Annotated in this window: 15 protein-coding genes; 14 read left to right on the plus strand and 1 reads right to left on the minus strand. The window is 62.1% G+C overall.

Annotation, left to right across the window (positions count from 1 at the left end):
• The first annotated feature begins 25 nt into the window (after positions 1-25).
• The gene (gene earP, locus I7X43_RS10955; protein WP_198100986.1) at positions 26-1072 is read left to right on the plus strand and encodes an elongation factor P maturation arginine rhamnosyltransferase EarP; all 1047 of its coding nucleotides are present in this window, start codon (positions 26-28) and stop codon (positions 1070-1072) included.
• Positions 1073-1178: 106 nt separating this feature from the next.
• Positions 1179-1733, plus strand: a complete 555-nt coding sequence (gene efp, locus I7X43_RS10960) for an elongation factor P (protein ID WP_198100987.1) — start codon at positions 1179-1181, stop codon at positions 1731-1733.
• A gap of 129 nt (positions 1734-1862) precedes the next feature.
• On the opposite strand, the gene ompA is transcribed toward efp, so the two are convergent.
• The gene (gene ompA, locus I7X43_RS10965) at positions 1863-2561 is read right to left on the minus strand and encodes an outer membrane protein OmpA (RefSeq protein WP_198100988.1); all 699 of its coding nucleotides are present in this window, start codon (positions 2559-2561) and stop codon (positions 1863-1865) included.
• A gap of 251 nt (positions 2562-2812) precedes the next feature.
• Here ompA and gyrA point away from each other — a divergent pair, with 251 nt between their 5' ends.
• The 12 genes from gyrA to I7X43_RS11025 all read left to right on the plus strand — a co-directional run bounded on the left by gyrA (position 2813) and on the right by I7X43_RS11025 (position 16381).
• Positions 2813-5443, plus strand: coding sequence for a DNA gyrase subunit A (gene gyrA, locus I7X43_RS10970; protein ID WP_198100989.1), 2631 nt, complete (start codon positions 2813-2815; stop codon positions 5441-5443).
• On the plus strand, positions 5440-6024 hold the full coding sequence (locus I7X43_RS10975) for a DUF2059 domain-containing protein (RefSeq protein WP_198100990.1): 585 nt from the start codon (positions 5440-5442) through the stop codon (positions 6022-6024). The genes gyrA and I7X43_RS10975 overlap by 4 nt, the downstream gene beginning before the upstream one ends.
• Positions 6025-6034: 10 nt before the next feature.
• Positions 6035-7147 carry a 3-phosphoserine/phosphohydroxythreonine transaminase gene (gene serC, locus I7X43_RS10980; RefSeq protein ID WP_198100991.1) on the plus strand — a complete coding sequence of 371 codons (1113 nt, stop codon included), beginning with the start codon at positions 6035-6037 and terminating at the stop codon, positions 7145-7147.
• Complete coding sequence (pheA, locus tag I7X43_RS10985; RefSeq protein WP_198100992.1) at positions 7140-8240, plus strand: prephenate dehydratase; 1101 nt, start codon at positions 7140-7142, stop codon at positions 8238-8240. The genes serC and pheA overlap by 8 nt, the downstream gene beginning before the upstream one ends.
• A gap of 5 nt (positions 8241-8245) precedes the next feature.
• Positions 8246-9172 (plus strand): prephenate dehydrogenase, encoded by a 927-nt coding sequence (locus I7X43_RS10990; RefSeq protein WP_198100993.1) that lies wholly within the window; start codon positions 8246-8248, stop codon positions 9170-9172.
• Positions 9173-9205: 33 nt separating this feature from the next.
• Entirely contained in the window at positions 9206-11221 is a 2016-nt protein-coding gene (locus I7X43_RS10995; protein WP_198100994.1) for a bifunctional 3-phosphoshikimate 1-carboxyvinyltransferase/cytidylate kinase, read from the plus strand.
• 127 nt (positions 11222-11348) lie between these two features.
• Positions 11349-13058: a 30S ribosomal protein S1 gene (gene rpsA, locus I7X43_RS11000; protein ID WP_198100995.1), complete on the plus strand. Its 1710-nt coding sequence runs from the start codon at positions 11349-11351 to the stop codon at positions 13056-13058.
• An 84-nt stretch (positions 13059-13142) separates the two neighbouring features.
• On the plus strand, positions 13143-13433 hold the full coding sequence (locus I7X43_RS11005; protein WP_198100996.1) for an integration host factor subunit beta: 291 nt from the start codon (positions 13143-13145) through the stop codon (positions 13431-13433).
• Between the two features lie 9 nt (positions 13434-13442).
• On the plus strand, positions 13443-13736 hold the full coding sequence (locus I7X43_RS11010; RefSeq protein ID WP_198100997.1) for a LapA family protein: 294 nt from the start codon (positions 13443-13445) through the stop codon (positions 13734-13736).
• On the plus strand, positions 13726-14868 hold the full coding sequence (locus I7X43_RS11015; RefSeq protein ID WP_198100998.1) for a lipopolysaccharide assembly protein LapB: 1143 nt from the start codon (positions 13726-13728) through the stop codon (positions 14866-14868). The genes I7X43_RS11010 and I7X43_RS11015 overlap by 11 nt, the downstream gene beginning before the upstream one ends.
• Positions 14865-15605 (plus strand): glycosyltransferase, encoded by a 741-nt coding sequence (locus I7X43_RS11020; RefSeq protein WP_198100999.1) that lies wholly within the window; start codon positions 14865-14867, stop codon positions 15603-15605. The genes I7X43_RS11015 and I7X43_RS11020 overlap by 4 nt, the downstream gene beginning before the upstream one ends.
• On the plus strand, positions 15602-16381 hold the full coding sequence (locus I7X43_RS11025; RefSeq protein ID WP_198101000.1) for a glycosyltransferase family 25 protein: 780 nt from the start codon (positions 15602-15604) through the stop codon (positions 16379-16381). The genes I7X43_RS11020 and I7X43_RS11025 overlap by 4 nt, the downstream gene beginning before the upstream one ends.
• Positions 16382-16416: the final 35 nt, after the last annotated feature.

A 16416-nucleotide genomic window follows, 5' to 3' on the forward strand; every position in this document is an offset into this window, starting at 1 on the left:
GGAATGAGGCGCCGACAATGTCGTCATGGCATCCAAGCGCTGGGATATTTTTTGCCGCGTCATCGACAACCACGGCGATGTGGGCGTCTGCTGGCGCCTGTGCCGGGACTTGGTCCGTCGCGGCCAATGGGCCCGCTTGTGGTTGGACGATGCCCGCGCGTTGTCCTGGATGGCGCCTCACTGCCCATCCGGCCTTGAGGTCCATCCCTGGCCAGACTCTGACTGGTTTCCAAGCGGTGGACCCGGCGAAGTGGTCATTGAAGCTTTCGGCTGCGAGCTACCGGAGTGCGTGAAGCGTCAGTTGCCCGGCGCCAGTACGCATTGGTTCAATCTGGAATACCTGAGTGCGGAACCCTACGTCGAACGAAGTCACGGCTTGCCGTCGCCAGTTGGCTTCGGGCCGGCACAAGGCATGACCAAGATCTTTTGGTATCCCGGCTTCACGACCAAGACAGGTGGACTCTTGCGGGAGTTGGATTTGTTGGAGCAACAGCGACGCCATCAAAACGCTGCCTTTTGGCGCCGTCTGGGCGTGCCGCTGACACCCAGTCAACCCCTCATCAGCCTGTTTTGCTATCCCCATGCACCGGTCGATTGGCTGATTGGGCAGTTGCAGATATCCACCGCGGGCGCCCCGGTCACGGTCTTGGTGTGTGGGAATACGGTCGCACCCACCCAGGTGCCCAGCCACGTTACGGTGCGACGTCTGCCATGGTTGAGTCAAGAAGACTACGACGCCTTACTGTGGAGTTGCGACCTCAATGTTGTGCGGGGAGAAGACTCGCTGGTTCGGGCGATTTGGGCCAACAAGCCCTTCCTCTGGCACATCTACCGCCAGGACGATGGGGCCCACGATGCCAAATTGGAAGCCTTCATGCGCTTGTGGCCTGGGGGGGCCGTCACCGAAGCGTGGCGCACGCTTTGGCGAGGCTGGAATGGCCTGATTCCCCTCGACACGCTTGGACCGGTCGCATTGAGCCCTTGGGCAACGCCTTGGCATCGCGTCTTGCGTGAGCAATTGCTCGGACAAAAAGACCTGTGCACCCAACTGATGGAAGCGGTTCAAGGATAGAATATAGGGCTTTGCGCCCGTCACTGGCCTTGCGCGGCTGACCGCGGAACCACTGGGCGCCCACCCGCCGGCATTTGATCCGGCCCAACTGCGCCCAACTCACACCATGAAACTCGCCCAAGAAATCCGCGCCGGCAACGTCATCATGCAAGGCAAGGACCCGATGGTCGTGCTGAAAACCGAATACAGCCGCGGCGGCCGTGGCGCTGCCACGGTGCGCATGAAGATGAAGAACCTGCTGAACGGCTCAGGCGCCGAAGTTGTGTTCAAGGCCGACGACAAGATGGACCAGATCATTCTGGACAAGAAGGACTGCACCTACACCTATTTCGCCGACCCGATGTATGTCTTCATGGACGCCGAATACAACCAGTTCGAGGTGGAAGCCGAGAACATGGGCGACTCGGTGAACTACCTGCAGGACAGCATGGAAGTGGAAGTGGTGTTCTACGACGGCAAGGCCATTTCGGTCGAATTGCCGACCACCATCGTGCGCGAAATTGAAACCGAGCCGGCCGTCAAGGGCGACACCTCGGGCAAAGTTATGAAGCCGGCTCGCGTGGTGGGCACGGGTTTCGAAATTTCGGTGCCGTTGTTCGTCGAGTCAGGCGACAAGATTGAAATCGACACCCGGACGCACGAGTACAAGAAGCGCGTCTAAGCGCCCTGCGCCTCCTCATGAAAGCGCCTCTCACGGGAGGCGCTTTTTTATTGCCAGCGCGAGGCCAAGTACTAATCCCGACAATGAAAAAACCCCGCCGAGGCGGGGTTTTGATCGAAGGCCGAAGGATTACTTCTTGGGCTGTACCGTGCGGGTACCAACCACTTCGATTTCGGTCCGGCGGTTCTTGGCCTTGCCTTCCTTGGTCTTGTTGTCGGCAACCGGGCTCTTCTCGCCCTTGCCTTCGGTATAGATGCGGTTGGCATCAATACCCTTGGTCACCAAGTAAGCCTTCACCGCCTCAGCACGACGCACCGAGAGCTTCTGGTTGTAGGCGTCCGAGCCATCACTGTCCGTGTGACCCACGGCAATGATCACTTCGAGGTTGATCGAGCCCACCTTGGAGGCCAAATCGTCCAGCTTGGTCTTGGCTTCCGGCTTCAGAACCGACTTGTCCACGTCAAAGAAGGCATCGGCCGCGTAGGTCACCTTTTCAATGATGGGCTTGGGCGGGGCCGGCGGCGGCGGCGGTGTGACCGCCTTGGGCGGCTCGACCTTCGGTGCCGGCTTGGGCGGGGGCGGCGGCGGCAGCAATGCGCCGTCGCACGAGGCATTGGCAAAACCCTTCGCGCCCTTCAGGCTGTCGAGATTCTTGGCCGCCGTCGCCGGCGTCCAGAAATTGTTACGCCAGCAGTGCTCACTGGTGCCATTCAGCCAGACCAGCTTGCCATCGCCGTTCATCCAGTTGTCGTTCGTCTGCGCTTGCACGCCGACTTGGGCCATTGCGGCCAAAGCCAGCAGCGAGGCCACACGGGTCAATTTCTTCATTCGTTCTCCTCTCGAGGGTCGCAGTTGCCTGCTCACGGATGGGTCAGCCAATCTATGCGGTTCGCCGCGAAGCCATTTTGCGAGAAAACAGCCCCACGACATTCCAGCAAGCATTGTGGCGGGGCCCTCAAAGCGCCGGCCGGCCTTGTTGCAGAGTAACGACAGCCTTCACCCCATAAAATCGTCGGCTCTTTTGACCTCAATTGCCCCCGATCCGGCGTTGCCGCGGTGGGTGTTGGAAAACGCGCCGAATGACGTCTCAATTCGCCAAAGAAACTCTGCCCGTCAGCCTCGAAGAGGAAATGCGCCGTTCCTACTTGGATTACGCCATGAGCGTGATCGTGGGACGGGCCCTCCCCGACGCCCGTGATGGCCTGAAGCCCGTGCATCGCCGTGTGCTCTTTGCGATGCATGAGCTGAACAACGATTGGAACCGGCCGTACAAGAAATCAGCCCGTATCGTGGGTGATGTGATTGGTAAATACCACCCGCACGGCGACAGCGCGGTGTACGACACCATTGTGCGCATGGCGCAGGATTTCAGCCTGCGCCACATGCTGGTCGACGGGCAAGGGAATTTCGGCTCCGTGGACGGCGATAACGCCGCCGCCATGCGTTACACGGAAATTCGACTGTCGAAAATCGCGCATGAAATGCTGGCTGATATCGACAAGGAAACGGTTGATTTCGGCCCGAACTACGACGGCTCTGAAAAAGAGCCGCTGGTTTTGCCGACCCGTTTGCCCAATTTGCTGGTCAATGGATCCGCCGGTATCGCCGTGGGCATGGCCACCAATATTCCGCCGCACAACTTGAACGAAGTGGTGGACGCTTGCTTACACCTCCTGGCGCAGCCCGAGGCCTCCATCGACGAGTTGATGGGTTTTATTCCGGCCCCGGACTTCCCCACCGCCGGCATCATTTACGGCCTTGAAGGGGTCCGCGAGGGCTACCGCACTGGTCGCGGCCGCGTGGTGATGCGCGCCAAAGTGCACTTCGAAGACATCGACCGCGGGCAACGTCAGGCCATCATCGTTGATGAGATCCCGTATCAGGTCAACAAGAAGACCTTGCTTGAGCGGATCGCCGAGTTGGTCCAGGAAAAGAAGCTCGAAGGCATCTCGCACATTCAAGACGAGTCGGACAAATCCGGCATGCGCGTGGTCATTGAACTCAAGCGCGGCGAAGTGCCCGAGGTGGTGCTGAATAACCTGTACAAGCAGACCCAACTACAAGACAGTTTCGGCATGAACATGGTGGCCCTGGTGGATGGCCAGCCCAAACTGTGCAACCTAAAAGACCTGATCTCGGTCTTTTTGGAGCACCGGCGGGAAGTGGTCACCCGCCGCACGGTGTTCGAGTTGCGCAAAGCGCGCGAACGCGGCCACGTGTTGGAAGGCCTTGCGGTTGCGCTGGCCAACATTGACGAGTTCATCCAGATCATCAAGAACTCGCCCACACCGCCCGTCGCCAAGGCCGAGCTGATGACCCGCCGATGGGATTCGGCACTGGTGCGCGAAATGCTGGTGCGCGCCAACGCCGACAACACCGGGGGAGCTCAGGCCTATCGCCCAGACGGCCTGGAAGCCCAATTCGGCCTGCAGAGCGACGGCCTCTATGCGCTGTCGGAGACCCAAGCCGGCGAAATTCTGCAGATGCGCCTGCAGCGTCTGACGGGACTGGAGCAAGACAAGATCGTCGGCGAGTACAAGGATGTGATGGCCCAGATCGCGGACCTGCTGGACATCCTGTCCAAGCCGCAGCGCGTCACCACCATCATTGGCGATGAATTGCGCACCCTGCGCGCCGAGTTTGGCCAAACCAAAGTGGGTGAACGGCGTTCGGTGATTGAACGCAATGCCCAAGAACTGGGTACGGAAGACTTGATCACCCCGACCGACATGGTCGTGACGCTCTCGCACACCGGCTACATCAAGAGCCAAGCGCTGAGCGAGTACCGCGCCCAGCGCCGCGGCGGGCGCGGCAAGCAAGCCACGGCGACGAAGGAAGATGACTGGATCGACCAGCTCTTCATTGCCAACACCCATGACTGGATCTTGTGCTTCAGCGACCGCGGCCGGGTGTATTGGCTCAAGGTGTGGGAAGTTCCGCAAGGTTCGCGCAATTCGCGCGGCAAGCCCATCGTCAACATGTTCCCGCTGCAGCAAGATGAAAAAATTTCGGTGGTGTTGCCACTGTCGGGGGAATTCCGCAGCTTCCCCGAAGACCACTACGTTTTCATGTGCACGGCCCAAGGGACCGTCAAGAAAACTGCCCTCAAGGACTTCAGCAACCCCCGCAAGGCCGGCATCATTGCGGTTGACTTGGACCCGGGAGATTTCCTGATCGGGGCCGCGCTGACCGACGGCCGGCACGATGTCATGTTGTTCAGCGACGGTGGCAAAGCTGTTCGCTTTGACGAAGACGACGTGCGCCCCATGGGCCGTCAGGCACGCGGCGTCCGGGGCATGCAGCTGGAAGATGGTCAGTCGGTCATTGCCATGTTGGTGGCCGAGGACGAATCGCAGTCCGTCTTGACGGCCACCGAGAATGGTTTTGGCAAGCGCACCAGCATCGTGGAATACACGCGCCATGGCCGCGGCACCAAGGGCATGATCGCCATTCAACAAAGCGAGCGCAACGGCAAGGTTGTCGCCGCCACCCTGGTGCGGGCGGAGGACGAAATCATGTTGATCACTGACAAGGGCGTTCTGGTGCGCACCCGTGTCAGTGAGATCCGTGAGTTGGGTCGTGCCACACAGGGCGTGACCCTCATCGCGCTGGACGATGGCAGCAAACTCAGTGGCTTGCAGCGAATCGTCGAAAACGATGCGGGCACCGAACCGGACGACGAATCGATGGGCACAGGGGACGGCGCATGATGACCTCGCGAACCTGTCGTTCGGTTGGGCTGCTGGTTCTGTGCCTGGCACTCAGCGCACAGGCTGCGGCCCAGGCTCCCGCGAGCCCTGGCAAAAAGGAAATGGTTCAGAAAATTCTGACCCTGCAAAAAGCGGCCCATGAGCCTTTTGCTGCCACGCTCGCCCAGGCCACCGTGCAGCAATTGATCCAAAACGCAGGGCAGGTTCTCCATACCCGGGTCCCCGAAGATCGGCGCGAAGCGCTGGGCAAGGCCATGGACGAGGAGTTGCGCGCCTACTTCAAAGACGTGATGCCAGTGCTCCGCAGCAGCGTCACCAAGCACGCGGCCGTGGTGATCGGTGCCCGCTTGGAAGCGGACTTCAGCGAACCGGAACTCAAGCAATTGATCCAATTCTTGGAGTCCCCGGCCGTCAAGCGCTATCAGCAACTGGGCAATGACTTGAATGGTCAAGTAGCGCAAAAAGTGATGCAGGAACAGGGCAAGGCCATCGAAGCCCGAGCCAAGCAATTGGACCAGAAGTTGGTTGACTTGCTGGGTCTGAAGGCCCCAGCACCTGCTGCGAGCCCTGCCAAGCCTTGAAGGCCCGCGTATGAGAAGCCCCCGCCCCTACAACTTTTCGGCGGGCCCGGCCTGCCTGCCACTGTCGGTCCTGGAACAAGCCGCCGCCGAGATGTGCGACTGGCAAGGCACGGGCATGGGCGTGATGGAAATGAGCCATCGCAGTTCGGCCTTTCAATCCATCATCAGCCAAGCTGAATCGGACTTGCGGCAACTGGCCCAGGTGCCCGATGACTTCGCCATCTTGTTCATGCAGGGTGGGGCACTCGCTGAGAACGCCATCGTTCCCCTGAACCTGGCCCATACCGGACAGGTGGACGTCGCGGTCACGGGGTCTTGGTCCGCCAAGAGTGCGGATGAGGCCGCCCGTTATGCGCATGTGCACCGCGTTACAGACACGGTTCAAGACGGCTATCGCAGCATTCCCGCCCCCAGCACGTGGACCCTCCGCGAGGGCGTCGACTACGTCCACCTGTGCTCCAACGAAACCATTGATGGGGTGGAGTTTGCGGAGCTGCCCAATCTTCGCGAGCTGGGTTGTTCAGCGCCGCTGGTGGTCGACTGTTCGTCCAATCAGCTCTCGCGTCCCTTCGACTGGTCGAGGATCGGCCTGGCCTTTGGGGGGGCCCAGAAAAACATCGGCCCTGCAGGGTTGACTTTGGTTTACGCGCGCAAAGCGCTGATGAAGTCGCCCTTGGCGGCGTGTCCAACCGCCTTCAGTTTTGAACGGGTCGCGCGGGATGGATCGATGTTCAACACCCCGCCCACGTATGCCATCTATATAGCTGGACTGGTGTTTAAGTGGGCATTGAGGTTTCAATACGCGGGGTTGCAGGGTTTGGCTGCATTGGATGCCCAAAACCGCGATAAGGCCGCACTGCTGTACGGCGCCCTGGATGGCTCGGCACTCTTCGAGAATCGAGTGGATCCGAGTGTGCGCTCACGCATGAACGTGCCCTTCTTCCTGCGCGAATCAAGCTTGACGGACACTTTCCTGGCACAGGCGAGCCAGGCTGGCTTGATGCAACTGAAGGGCCACAAGAGCAAAGGAGGGTGTCGCGCATCGATTTACAACGCGATGCCACTCTCTGGCGTTCAAGCCCTGGTGGATTTCCTGCAGGACTTTGAACGTCGCCATGGCTGAACCGTTTGATGATGCCCTAGCCGGGCTGAGGACCCAGATCGACGAAGTCGATCAGGCCCTGTTGTCGCTCTTGAACCAGCGTGCGCAGTTGGCGCAGAAAGTGGGGCACATCAAGAAGCAACAAGGTAGCTTGGTGTTTCGTCCCGAGCGTGAAGCCAAAGTGATTGCCGGTTTGAAATCTGGCAACCCCGGACCGCTGCAGAACGACGCCATTTCTCCCATTTGGCGGGAAATCATGAGCGCCTGTCGGGCGCTGGAAACGCCCACGCGGGTCGCCTATTTGGGCCCTGCCGGGACCTTCTCAGAACAGGCCGCGCTGGGATTTTTTGGCTCTTCCCTGGTCAAAGTGCCTTGCGCCAGCATCGACGAGGTGTTTCACGTCACGGCGGCCGGCGCCGCCGACTTCGGTGTGGTCCCGATCGAGAACTCCACCGAGGGTGGCGTGGCCCGCACCCTGGACCTTCTGTTGTCCACCCCCCTCTTCATCGTGGCCGAGACCAGCCTCAATGTGCGGCACAACCTGCTGCGCGTTCGCAACGACTTGCGTGACATCGAAGCCATCGTCGCCCATCCACAAGCGCTGGCGCAATGCCAAGGTTGGCTGGCCCAACACCTCCCGCATGCGGAACGCCGGCCCGTGGCAAGCAATGCGGAGGGCGCACGCCTAGCCGCCCAAGACCCCACATTGGCTGCGATCGCCAGCCTGCGCGCCGGCACCGAATGGGGTCTGCATGTGGTGTCGCCGGCCATTCAAGATGAAGCGCACAACCGCACCCGATTCGCCATCTTGACGCACCCGGAGCAGCACCCCAGCCCCCGCGCCAGCGGCAGAGACTGCACGTCACTGGTGGTGTCGGTGCGAAACCGTCCCGGGGCGTTGCACGATCTGGTTGTCCCGCTCAAGACCCACGGCGTGTCCATGACACGCTTTGAATCCCGTCCCGCGCGAAGCGGAGGCCAGTGGGAGTACTTCTTTTACATTGACTTGCAGGGCCACCCGGACGAACCCTCCGTCTCCGCCGCCCTGCAAGAATTGCGTGACCACTGCGCCTTCTTTAAGGTGTTGGGCACCTTCCCCCTGGATACGCACTGACCCGCATGACAAGACTCAATCGACCGCAATTTCAGCAACTGGGCATCATCGGCTGCGGCCTCATCGGCGGCAGCTTTGCCCTGGCACTGAAGCGTGCGGGGTTGGTCAAGCGGGTGGTGGGCTATAGCAAGAGCCCCAGTACCACCGAGGTTGCCAAGAAATTGGGGGTGATCGACGTGGCGGCCGAATCGGCTCTGCTTGCCGTCTCGGGCTCTGACCTCGTCCTCGTGGCCGTCCCCGTTTCGGCCACGGAGGCCACGCTGCGCGCCATTCGCCACCTGGTTCAGATTCAGCCGCAAACGCTCTTCATGGACGTCGGATCGACCAAGGCTGATGTCGCCATTGCGGCTCAGAAGGTCCTGGGGGACTTGGCCAGCCAGTTCGTCCCGGCACACCCCATCGCAGGGAAAGAGAAAGCCGGTGTGCAAAACGCTGATGCGCTGCTCTTCCAAGGCAAGCAGGTGGTCCTCACCCCCTTGCCGGAAAACTCTGCAGCGGAGGTTCAACGGGCGGCCGGTGTTTGGGCCGCCTTGGGCTGCAAGGTGCTCAAGATGACGCCGGAGAACCATGACGCTGCGTACGCGGCCGTCAGCCATTTCCCGCACCTGCTCTCGTTTGCCTATTTTCAGTCGGTCATGCGCCAACCCTCCGGTCGGGAGTTCATGGAACTGGCCGGCATGAGCTTCCGGGACTTCACCCGCATCGCCGGGAGCGATCCGGCCATTTGGCGTGACATCTTGCTGGCCAATCGCGACGAAGTCTTGCACCAGTCCCAGCGCTTCCGCTCCGTTCTGGACCGCTTGGAGCACTGGCTCAAGGAAGGCGACGCGGGCGCCTTGGAAACCCTGCTTCGCCAAGTGAGTGAGGCTCGAGCCAAGTGGACCCCCGCCTTCACGGATCCCGATGACGGCACACCCTCCTCGCATTTCTGATCTGCCCTTGAAGGCGCTGCGGCGCCCTGCTCCATGCTGAAGATTGCCCACCTTGACCTGCCGCCCTTACAAGGTGCCGCCGGTACCCTGCGCCTGCCGGGCTCCAAGAGCATTTCCAATCGCTTGCTGTTGCTCGCCGCGCTGGCCGAGGGCGAAACGCGAATCGAACACCTGCTGGAGGCCGATGACACCGCGGTGATGCTGGATGCGCTGCGCGCGCTGGGGTGCGCTTGGCACCGCAACGCGGATGGCAGCCTCACGGTGCAAGGCCTGGGCGGTCACCTGCCGGTGTCGCAGGCCGACTGTTTCCTGGGCAACGCCGGAACCGCCATGCGCCCCTTGGCGGCGGCGCTGGCGCTGCTTGCCGCCCGCGATGGCGGTCACTACGTCCTGCGCGGGGTGCCCCGTATGCACGAGCGCCCCATTCGTGACCTCGTGGACGCCTTGCGCGAGCTGGGCTGCCGCATCGAGGACCTGGGGCAGCCCGGATACCCGCCGCTGGCGCTCCGCGGCCCGGCATCGCTCCAATTGAACCAGCCGGTGCGCGTGCGCGGCGATGTCTCCAGCCAGTTTCTGACCGCACTCCTGCTCACCCTGCCCCTGGTGGCGCAGCAGGATGTGGTGATTGAGGTCGAGGGCGAGCTGATCTCCAAGCCCTACATCGAGATCACGCTGGCCCTGCTGGATCGCTTCGGCGTCCGGGTGCAGCGTGAAGCCTGGCGGCGCTTCACCATCCCAGCGGGAAGCCGACTGCGCAGTCCGGGCCGGCTGCAAGTTGAGGGGGACGCCTCCGCGGCGTCCTACTTCATCGCCCTCGGTGCACTGGCCGCCACCGAAGCGCCGCTCGTCATCGAGGGCATTGGGCGCAATGCCCTGCAGGGCGATGTGCGCTTTGCCGATGCCGCCGCAGCCATGGGGGCCCAGATCGAGTGGCGCGATCACGCCCTGGCGGTCCGGCGCGGGCGATGGCCCCTTCGGGGCATTGAGTTGGATTGCGTGGCCATCCCGGACGCGGCCATGACCCTGGCGGTGATGGCTTTGTTTGCCGACAGCCCCACACGCCTGACCGGTATCGCCTCCTGGCGCGTCAAAGAAACGGATCGGATTGCGGCGATGGCGACCGAGTTGCGCAAGCTCGGGGCCACCGTGCAAGAGGGGGCGGACTGGCTCGAAGTCCACCCCCTGCGCGCCGAGGACTGGCGCACCGCCGCGATCCACACCTACGACGACCACCGGATGGCCATGTGTTTTTCACTGGCCGCCCTGCACCCCCTTGCCGGTGCCACCCCTCAAGCGCTCAGGATTCTGGATCCCGGCTGCGTAGCCAAAACCTTCCCGGACTACTTCGAAACCCTGTTCGACCTGGTTCAGGCTCGCAGCGAGGACATCCCCGTGCTGTGCATCGATGGCCCCACGGCCTCGGGCAAGGGAACCCTCACCGAGCGCGTGGCAGAACGCCTCGGCTATCACGTGCTGGAATCCGGCGCGCTCTACCGCGCGACCGCGCTGGCCGCCCGTGCGGCGGGCATTGCCTGGACCGATGAGGCGCGCGTCGCCAGCATGGCACGGAGTTTGGCGTTGCACTTCAGTGGCGGGCGCTGCTACCTGGAGGACGAGGACATCACCGATGCCCTGCGCGCCGAGGAGATTGGACTCGGCGCCTCTGCGGTGGCGGCCCTACCCGCCGTTCGGGCGGCGCTGCATGAGCTTCAGTTGTCTTTCCGGCGCGTCCCCGGCTTGGTGGCCGATGGGCGCGACATGGGGACCGCCATTTTCCCGGCCGCCCCACTCAAGGTCTTCTTGACCGCCAGTGCTGAAAAACGCGCCGAGCGCCGGTATAAGCAATTGATTTCCAAGGGCTTTTCCGCTAATATGGAAGGCTTGCTTCGAGACCTAGAAGCGCGCGACCTGCAGGACAAAACCCGCAGCAGCTCGCCTCTCGTGCCGGCGCAAGACGCTTTTTTGCTCGACAACTCGGACCTCAGCATCGACGCCAGCGTCGAGCAGGTGCTGCAGTGGTGGGCACAAAAGCAAGCCTTCCCGGCCTGAGCGCCCGCTCCGACCGAGACCCCCGTGGCGGTGGTTGCCCAGGCTTGGGCGGCTGCCGCTTTTTTACAGCTCCGGGCTCACGCCCGTGTTTTCGCCCGCAGCCCGGCTGCGGACCCAAGGAAACTTCATGAACCAAACCCAAACCGCCTTCGCAGCAGAATCCTTTGCCGCGATGTTCGAAGAATCGCTCCAACGCGCCAACATGCGCTCGGGCGAGGTCGTGTCCGCCGAAGTGGTGCGCATCGATTACAACTTCGTGGTGGTGAACGCCGGCCTCAAGTCTGAGGCTTATGTGCCCATCGAAGAATTCAAGAACGACCAGGGCGAGATCGAAGTCCAAGTGGGCGACTTCGTCTCGGTGGCCGTGGACGCCGTGGAAAACGGCTACGGCGACACCATCCTGAGCCGTGACAAGGCCAAGCGTTTGGCCTCGTGGCTGAGCCTGGAAACCGCTCTGGAGTCGGGCGACTTCGTGACCGGTACCGTCAGCGGCAAGGTCAAGGGCGGCCTGACCGTCATGGTCAACGGCATCCGCGCCTTCCTGCCGGGTTCGCTGATCGACACCCGTCCGGTCAAGGATCTGAGCCCGTTCGAAGGCAAGACCATGGAGTTCAAGGTCATCAAGCTGGACCGCAAGCGCAACAACGTCGTGTTGTCGCGTCGCGCTGTGGTTGAGGCTTCGATGGGCGAAGAGCGCGCCAAGCTGCTGGAAACGCTGAGCGAAGGTGCCATCGTCCAGGGCGTGGTCAAGAACATCACCGAGTACGGTGCGTTCGTGGACCTGGGGGGCATCGACGGCCTGCTGCACATCACCGACATGGCCTGGCGCCGTGTCCGTCACCCGAGCGAGGTGGTGACGGTGGGTCAAGAGCTGACCGCCAAGGTGCTGAAGTTTGACTCGGAGAAGAACCGCGTCTCGCTGGGCATCAAGCAGCTGGGTGACGATCCCTGGATGGGTGTGGCCCGCCGCTATCCGAACAGCACCCGCTTGTTCGGCAAGGTCACCAACATCGCTGACTACGGCGCGTTCGTGGAAATCGAACCCGGCATCGAAGGCCTGGTGCACGTCTCCGAAATGGACTGGACCAACAAGAACGTCGCCCCCAGCAAGGTGGTGACCCTGGGCCAGGAAGTCGAAGTGATGGTGCTGGAGATCGACGAAGACAAGCGTCGCATCTCGCTGGGCATGAAGCAGTGCCGCGCCAACCCGTGGGAAGAGTTCGCCGAGAACTTCAAGCGCGGCGACAAGGTCAAGGGCCCGATCAAGTCGATCACCGACTTCGGTATCTTTATCGGTCTGGCCGCCGGCATCGACGGCCTGGTGCACCTGAGCGACCTGAGCTGGAACGAAACCGGCGAAGCTGCGGTGCGCAACTTCAAGAAGGGCCAGGAAGTCGAAGCCATCGTGCTGGCCGTCGACGTCGAGCGCGAGCGCATCTCGCTGGGCATCAAGCAAATGGACAGCGATCCGTTCACCAACTACACCTCGGTGAACGATCGTGGCGCTACGGTGAACGGCAAGGTGCAAACCGTTGATGCCCGCGGCGCGGAAGTGCTGTTGGCTGACGACGTGACGGGCTACCTGCCCGCCAGCGAACTGAGCCGCGATCGCGTGGAAGACGCCCGCAACGTGCTGAAGGAAGGCGACGAAGTCACCGCTCTGATCATCAACATCGACCGCAAGTCGCGCTCGATCAAGCTGTCGATCAAGGCCAAGGACGACGCCGACCAACAGGAAGCCATGAAGGCCCTGTCGGCCACCAGCGAACGCGAGAACGCCGGCACCACCAGCCTGGGTGCCCTGCTGCGCGCCAAACTGGACAAGGGCAACAACTAATCAGTTGCCGGGGCGTTCCTCTTGAACGCCCGTTATTCTTGAGGGCTCGCCTGGCGCGAGCCCTTTTTCTTGCTGCCCCGCACCATGACCCGCTCCGACCTCGTCACGCTGCTTGCCGAACGCTTTCCGCAAATCACTCACAAAGACACGGAGTTTGCGGTGAAAGCCATTCTGGACGCCATGAGCGACGCCCTCGCCAAAGGCCACCGCATTGAAATTCGCGGCTTCGGCAGTTTTTCGGTCAGCCGCCGCCCTCCTCGCATGGGACGCAATCCGCGCACTGGCGCGCCGGTCCCGATTCCTGAAAAACTGGTGCCCCATTTCAAGCCTGGAAAAGCCCTGCGAGAAGCCGTCGAGGCCCGCACGAAAAGCTAAACAGCGCCCATGAAATTCCTGCGTCGCCTTTTCTACCTCTTTGTCTTCTTTGCGCTGTTCGCCTTCTCGCTGAACAACAAGAAAGATGTAACGGTCCACTGGTTCTTTGGCTACGAATGGACCACACCGCTGGTGTTCGTTGTGCTGGCCAGTTTCGCCGCGGGCATTGCCTTGGGCGTGATGGCCATGGTGCCGGCCTGGTGGCGACAGCGAGCACAGGCTCGACGCCAGTCTGCCCTGCCGGATGCAGCGCCCAGCAATCTGGCCGCCCCCACTGTCCAGGGGATCCGCGATGGACTTTGATTTCCGCTGGTTGCTGCTGATTCTTCCCGCAGCCTTTGCGCTGGGCTGGCTGGCTTCCCGCTTGGACCTTCGACAAGCCAAACGGGACCCCCGCGATGCCCCGCACGCCTACTTCAAAGGCCTCAATCTGTTGCTGAATGAGCAGCACGACAAGGCCATCGATGCGTTCATCGAGGCTGTCCAACACGATCCCGACACCGTTGATTTGCACTTTGCCCTGGGGGCTTTGTTTCGTCGCCGGGGGGAAACGGAGCGAGCGGTCCGGGTTCACCAGCACTTGATGCAGCGTGGGGACCTGCCCGCCGTCGAGCGCGCCCGTGCACAGCACGCGCTGGCCCAAGATTTCTTCAAGGCAGGTCTGTTCGACCGCGCGGAGGCGGCCTATCGCGCCCTCTCGGGCACCCCCTTTGAAGGAGAGGCTGAATTGGCCCTGTTGTCGCTGTACGAGCGGGGCCGTGATTGGGAGCAAGCTCAGCGCATGGCGCAAGCCTTAGAAACACGAGGCGTCGGCTCTTTTGCCACTCGACAAGCCCACCACTTGTGCGAATTGGCACTCCAAAGTCAAGCTGACGGAGCGCTTCAAGCGGCCGTGGGCCTGCTGCGCCAGGCCCACCAACTGGCTCCGCGCGCTCCGCGCCCACTGCTCTTGTTGGGCCAAGCCTCGCTTCGGTCCGGCCAAGCGAGCGAAGCCCTGGGGCTGTTTGAAACCCTCTTGACCGTGGCTCCCGATGCGTTCAACCTTGCCGCGGGTCACTACGCTGAGGCCGCGAACATCGCCGGGGAAACAGCACGGGCACTTGCCAACCTCGAAACACAGTACACCCTGGCCCCCAGCATGGCCCTGGTGCTCGCACTCAATGCGTTGGCCCCGGATGCCCAAGAGGCGCGACTCAGTGCCCATCTGATGCGCCACCCCGCCGCCTTGGATGGCGCACGTCGTCTGCTGGCGCTCGCTCCCACCGAAGCGGGGAGCTCTCAAGCAGCCCTTCAGAACGCGCTGGACCGTGCGGTCAAACCGCGCACACGCTACCGCTGCGCGGCCTGCGGCTTTGAGTCCGGCCACTATTTTTGGCAATGCCCTGGCTGCCTGAGTTGGGACAGCTTCCCCCCTCACCCCATCGAAGAACTATGAACCCCGCCGATTCAGATCGCTTCATCATTTGCATGAAGTGGGGCACCAAGTATGGGCCAGAGTACGTGAATCGCCTGTACGGCATGGTGGCCCGTCATTTGCGCGGACCTTTCCGGTTCGTCTGCCTGACCGATCGAACCGAGGGCATCCGGTCGGAAGTGGAGTGCCGGCCCATTCCCGAGCTCAAACTGCCGCCAGGTAGCCCGGAGCGCGGCTGGACCAAGCTCACCACGTTCGAGGCTGACTTGCATGGGCTCAAAGGGACTGCGTTGTTCCTGGATCTGGACGTGGTGATCGTTGACGACATCACGCCGTTCTTTGAGGCGCCGGGGGAATTTCTCATCATTCACGATTGGAAACGGCCGTGGCGTATCACTGGTAACAGTTCGGTCTACCGCTGGCAACTCGGAGCCTATCCCGAGCTCCTGGACTATTTCCGAACCCATTTCGAGGAAGTGCGGCGGCGCTTCCGCAATGAGCAGGCTTTTCTTTCGGATTGGCTGAATCAACACGGAAAGTTGCAGTACTGGAACCCACAGTGGTGCGCCAGTTGGAAGTACCACTGCATTCCGCGCTGGCCGTCCAACCTGTGGAGCCCCCCCCGCATTCCCACGGGTGCACGCATCTTGATTTTTCATGGCGTCATGAATCCGCCGGACGCCCTTGCAGGGCGCTCCAACGGCAATTGGCGCAGAGCCAAACCCGCAGCTTGGATCGCGGACCACTGGCACGAATGAACGAACCTTTAATGCCTCATCGCACCCACACCTGGGTCATCAATTTGGATCGATCCGCTGATCGGCTCGCGCGCATCGGCCCTGCACTGGACGCGCTGGGATTGGCTTGGACCCGCCAACGGGCGGTTGATGCCCGCGACCTCAGTCCAGCCCAGGCGGCTCAACTGGAAGAGGCAGCGTATGCGCGCAAACATGGCAAGCGCCCCGCCCTGGGCGAGTTGGGCTGCTACTTGTCGCACATGGAGGTGATGCAAAACTTTCTGGCCTCGCCCCATGAATTTGCCCTCGTCTTGGAGGACGACGCCCAGTTGGGGGCGGAGTTACCAGCAGTCGTGGCGGCTCTGGAGCGACTGAGTGGCCGCTGGGACATGGTCAAACTCTCGGGCGTGCATTCCGGTACCCCGCAGTCGGTCGCGACGCTGACCGACCACACAAAGCTAGCCGTCATGCTCTCGCGTTGCACGGGTTCCAGCGCTTACCTGGTAAACCGCCACGCTGCCCAGGTGTACCTGGACCGCCTGTTGCCCATGGAACTGCCATACGACCATGTTTTCGATCGCGGCTGGGCGCTCAACTTGAAGATTCGACTGGCCTCCCCGCCGCCGTGCGGCCACGACCAGGGCGTTGAAACCACCATCGCGCTCCCCCAAAACCGCAAGTTCCACTGGACGAAGCGGCTGAGCGCCTATGGCTACCGCTTGCGCAATGAGTGGCAGCGGGTGGGCTATGGCTTGCATCAATGGTGGACCGAACGGCGCCGCGCTTCCACCCCATGACCCCCCGAACCGAACGCCCGCCTTTGGGTCAAACT

This window comes from Inhella gelatinilytica (genome assembly GCF_016093295.1).
In the GTDB taxonomy this organism is placed as follows: Bacteria; Pseudomonadota; Gammaproteobacteria; order Burkholderiales; family Burkholderiaceae_C; genus Inhella; species Inhella gelatinilytica.

Excerpts from the sequence above, each read along its gene's own strand:
- earP (WP_198100986.1), top strand. The coding sequence starts at position 26 with ATGGCATCCAAGCGCTGGGATATTTTTTGCCGCGTCATCGACAACCAC.
- efp (WP_198100987.1), top strand. The coding sequence starts at position 1,179 with ATGAAACTCGCCCAAGAAATCCGCGCCGGCAACGTCATCATGCAAGGC.
- ompA (WP_198100988.1), bottom strand. The coding sequence starts at position 2,561 with ATGAAGAAATTGACCCGTGTGGCCTCGCTGCTGGCTTTGGCCGCAATG.
- gyrA (WP_198100989.1), top strand. The coding sequence starts at position 2,813 with ATGACGTCTCAATTCGCCAAAGAAACTCTGCCCGTCAGCCTCGAAGAG.
- I7X43_RS10975 (WP_198100990.1), top strand. The coding sequence starts at position 5,440 with ATGATGACCTCGCGAACCTGTCGTTCGGTTGGGCTGCTGGTTCTGTGC.
- serC (WP_198100991.1), top strand. The coding sequence starts at position 6,035 with ATGAGAAGCCCCCGCCCCTACAACTTTTCGGCGGGCCCGGCCTGCCTG.
- pheA (WP_198100992.1), top strand. The coding sequence starts at position 7,140 with ATGGCTGAACCGTTTGATGATGCCCTAGCCGGGCTGAGGACCCAGATC.
- I7X43_RS10990 (WP_198100993.1), top strand. The coding sequence starts at position 8,246 with ATGACAAGACTCAATCGACCGCAATTTCAGCAACTGGGCATCATCGGC.
- I7X43_RS10995 (WP_198100994.1), top strand. The coding sequence starts at position 9,206 with ATGCTGAAGATTGCCCACCTTGACCTGCCGCCCTTACAAGGTGCCGCC.
- rpsA (WP_198100995.1), top strand. The coding sequence starts at position 11,349 with ATGAACCAAACCCAAACCGCCTTCGCAGCAGAATCCTTTGCCGCGATG.
- I7X43_RS11005 (WP_198100996.1), top strand. The coding sequence starts at position 13,143 with ATGACCCGCTCCGACCTCGTCACGCTGCTTGCCGAACGCTTTCCGCAA.
- I7X43_RS11010 (WP_198100997.1), top strand. The coding sequence starts at position 13,443 with ATGAAATTCCTGCGTCGCCTTTTCTACCTCTTTGTCTTCTTTGCGCTG.
- I7X43_RS11015 (WP_198100998.1), top strand. The coding sequence starts at position 13,726 with ATGGACTTTGATTTCCGCTGGTTGCTGCTGATTCTTCCCGCAGCCTTT.
- I7X43_RS11020 (WP_198100999.1), top strand. The coding sequence starts at position 14,865 with ATGAACCCCGCCGATTCAGATCGCTTCATCATTTGCATGAAGTGGGGC.
- I7X43_RS11025 (WP_198101000.1), top strand. The coding sequence starts at position 15,602 with ATGAACGAACCTTTAATGCCTCATCGCACCCACACCTGGGTCATCAAT.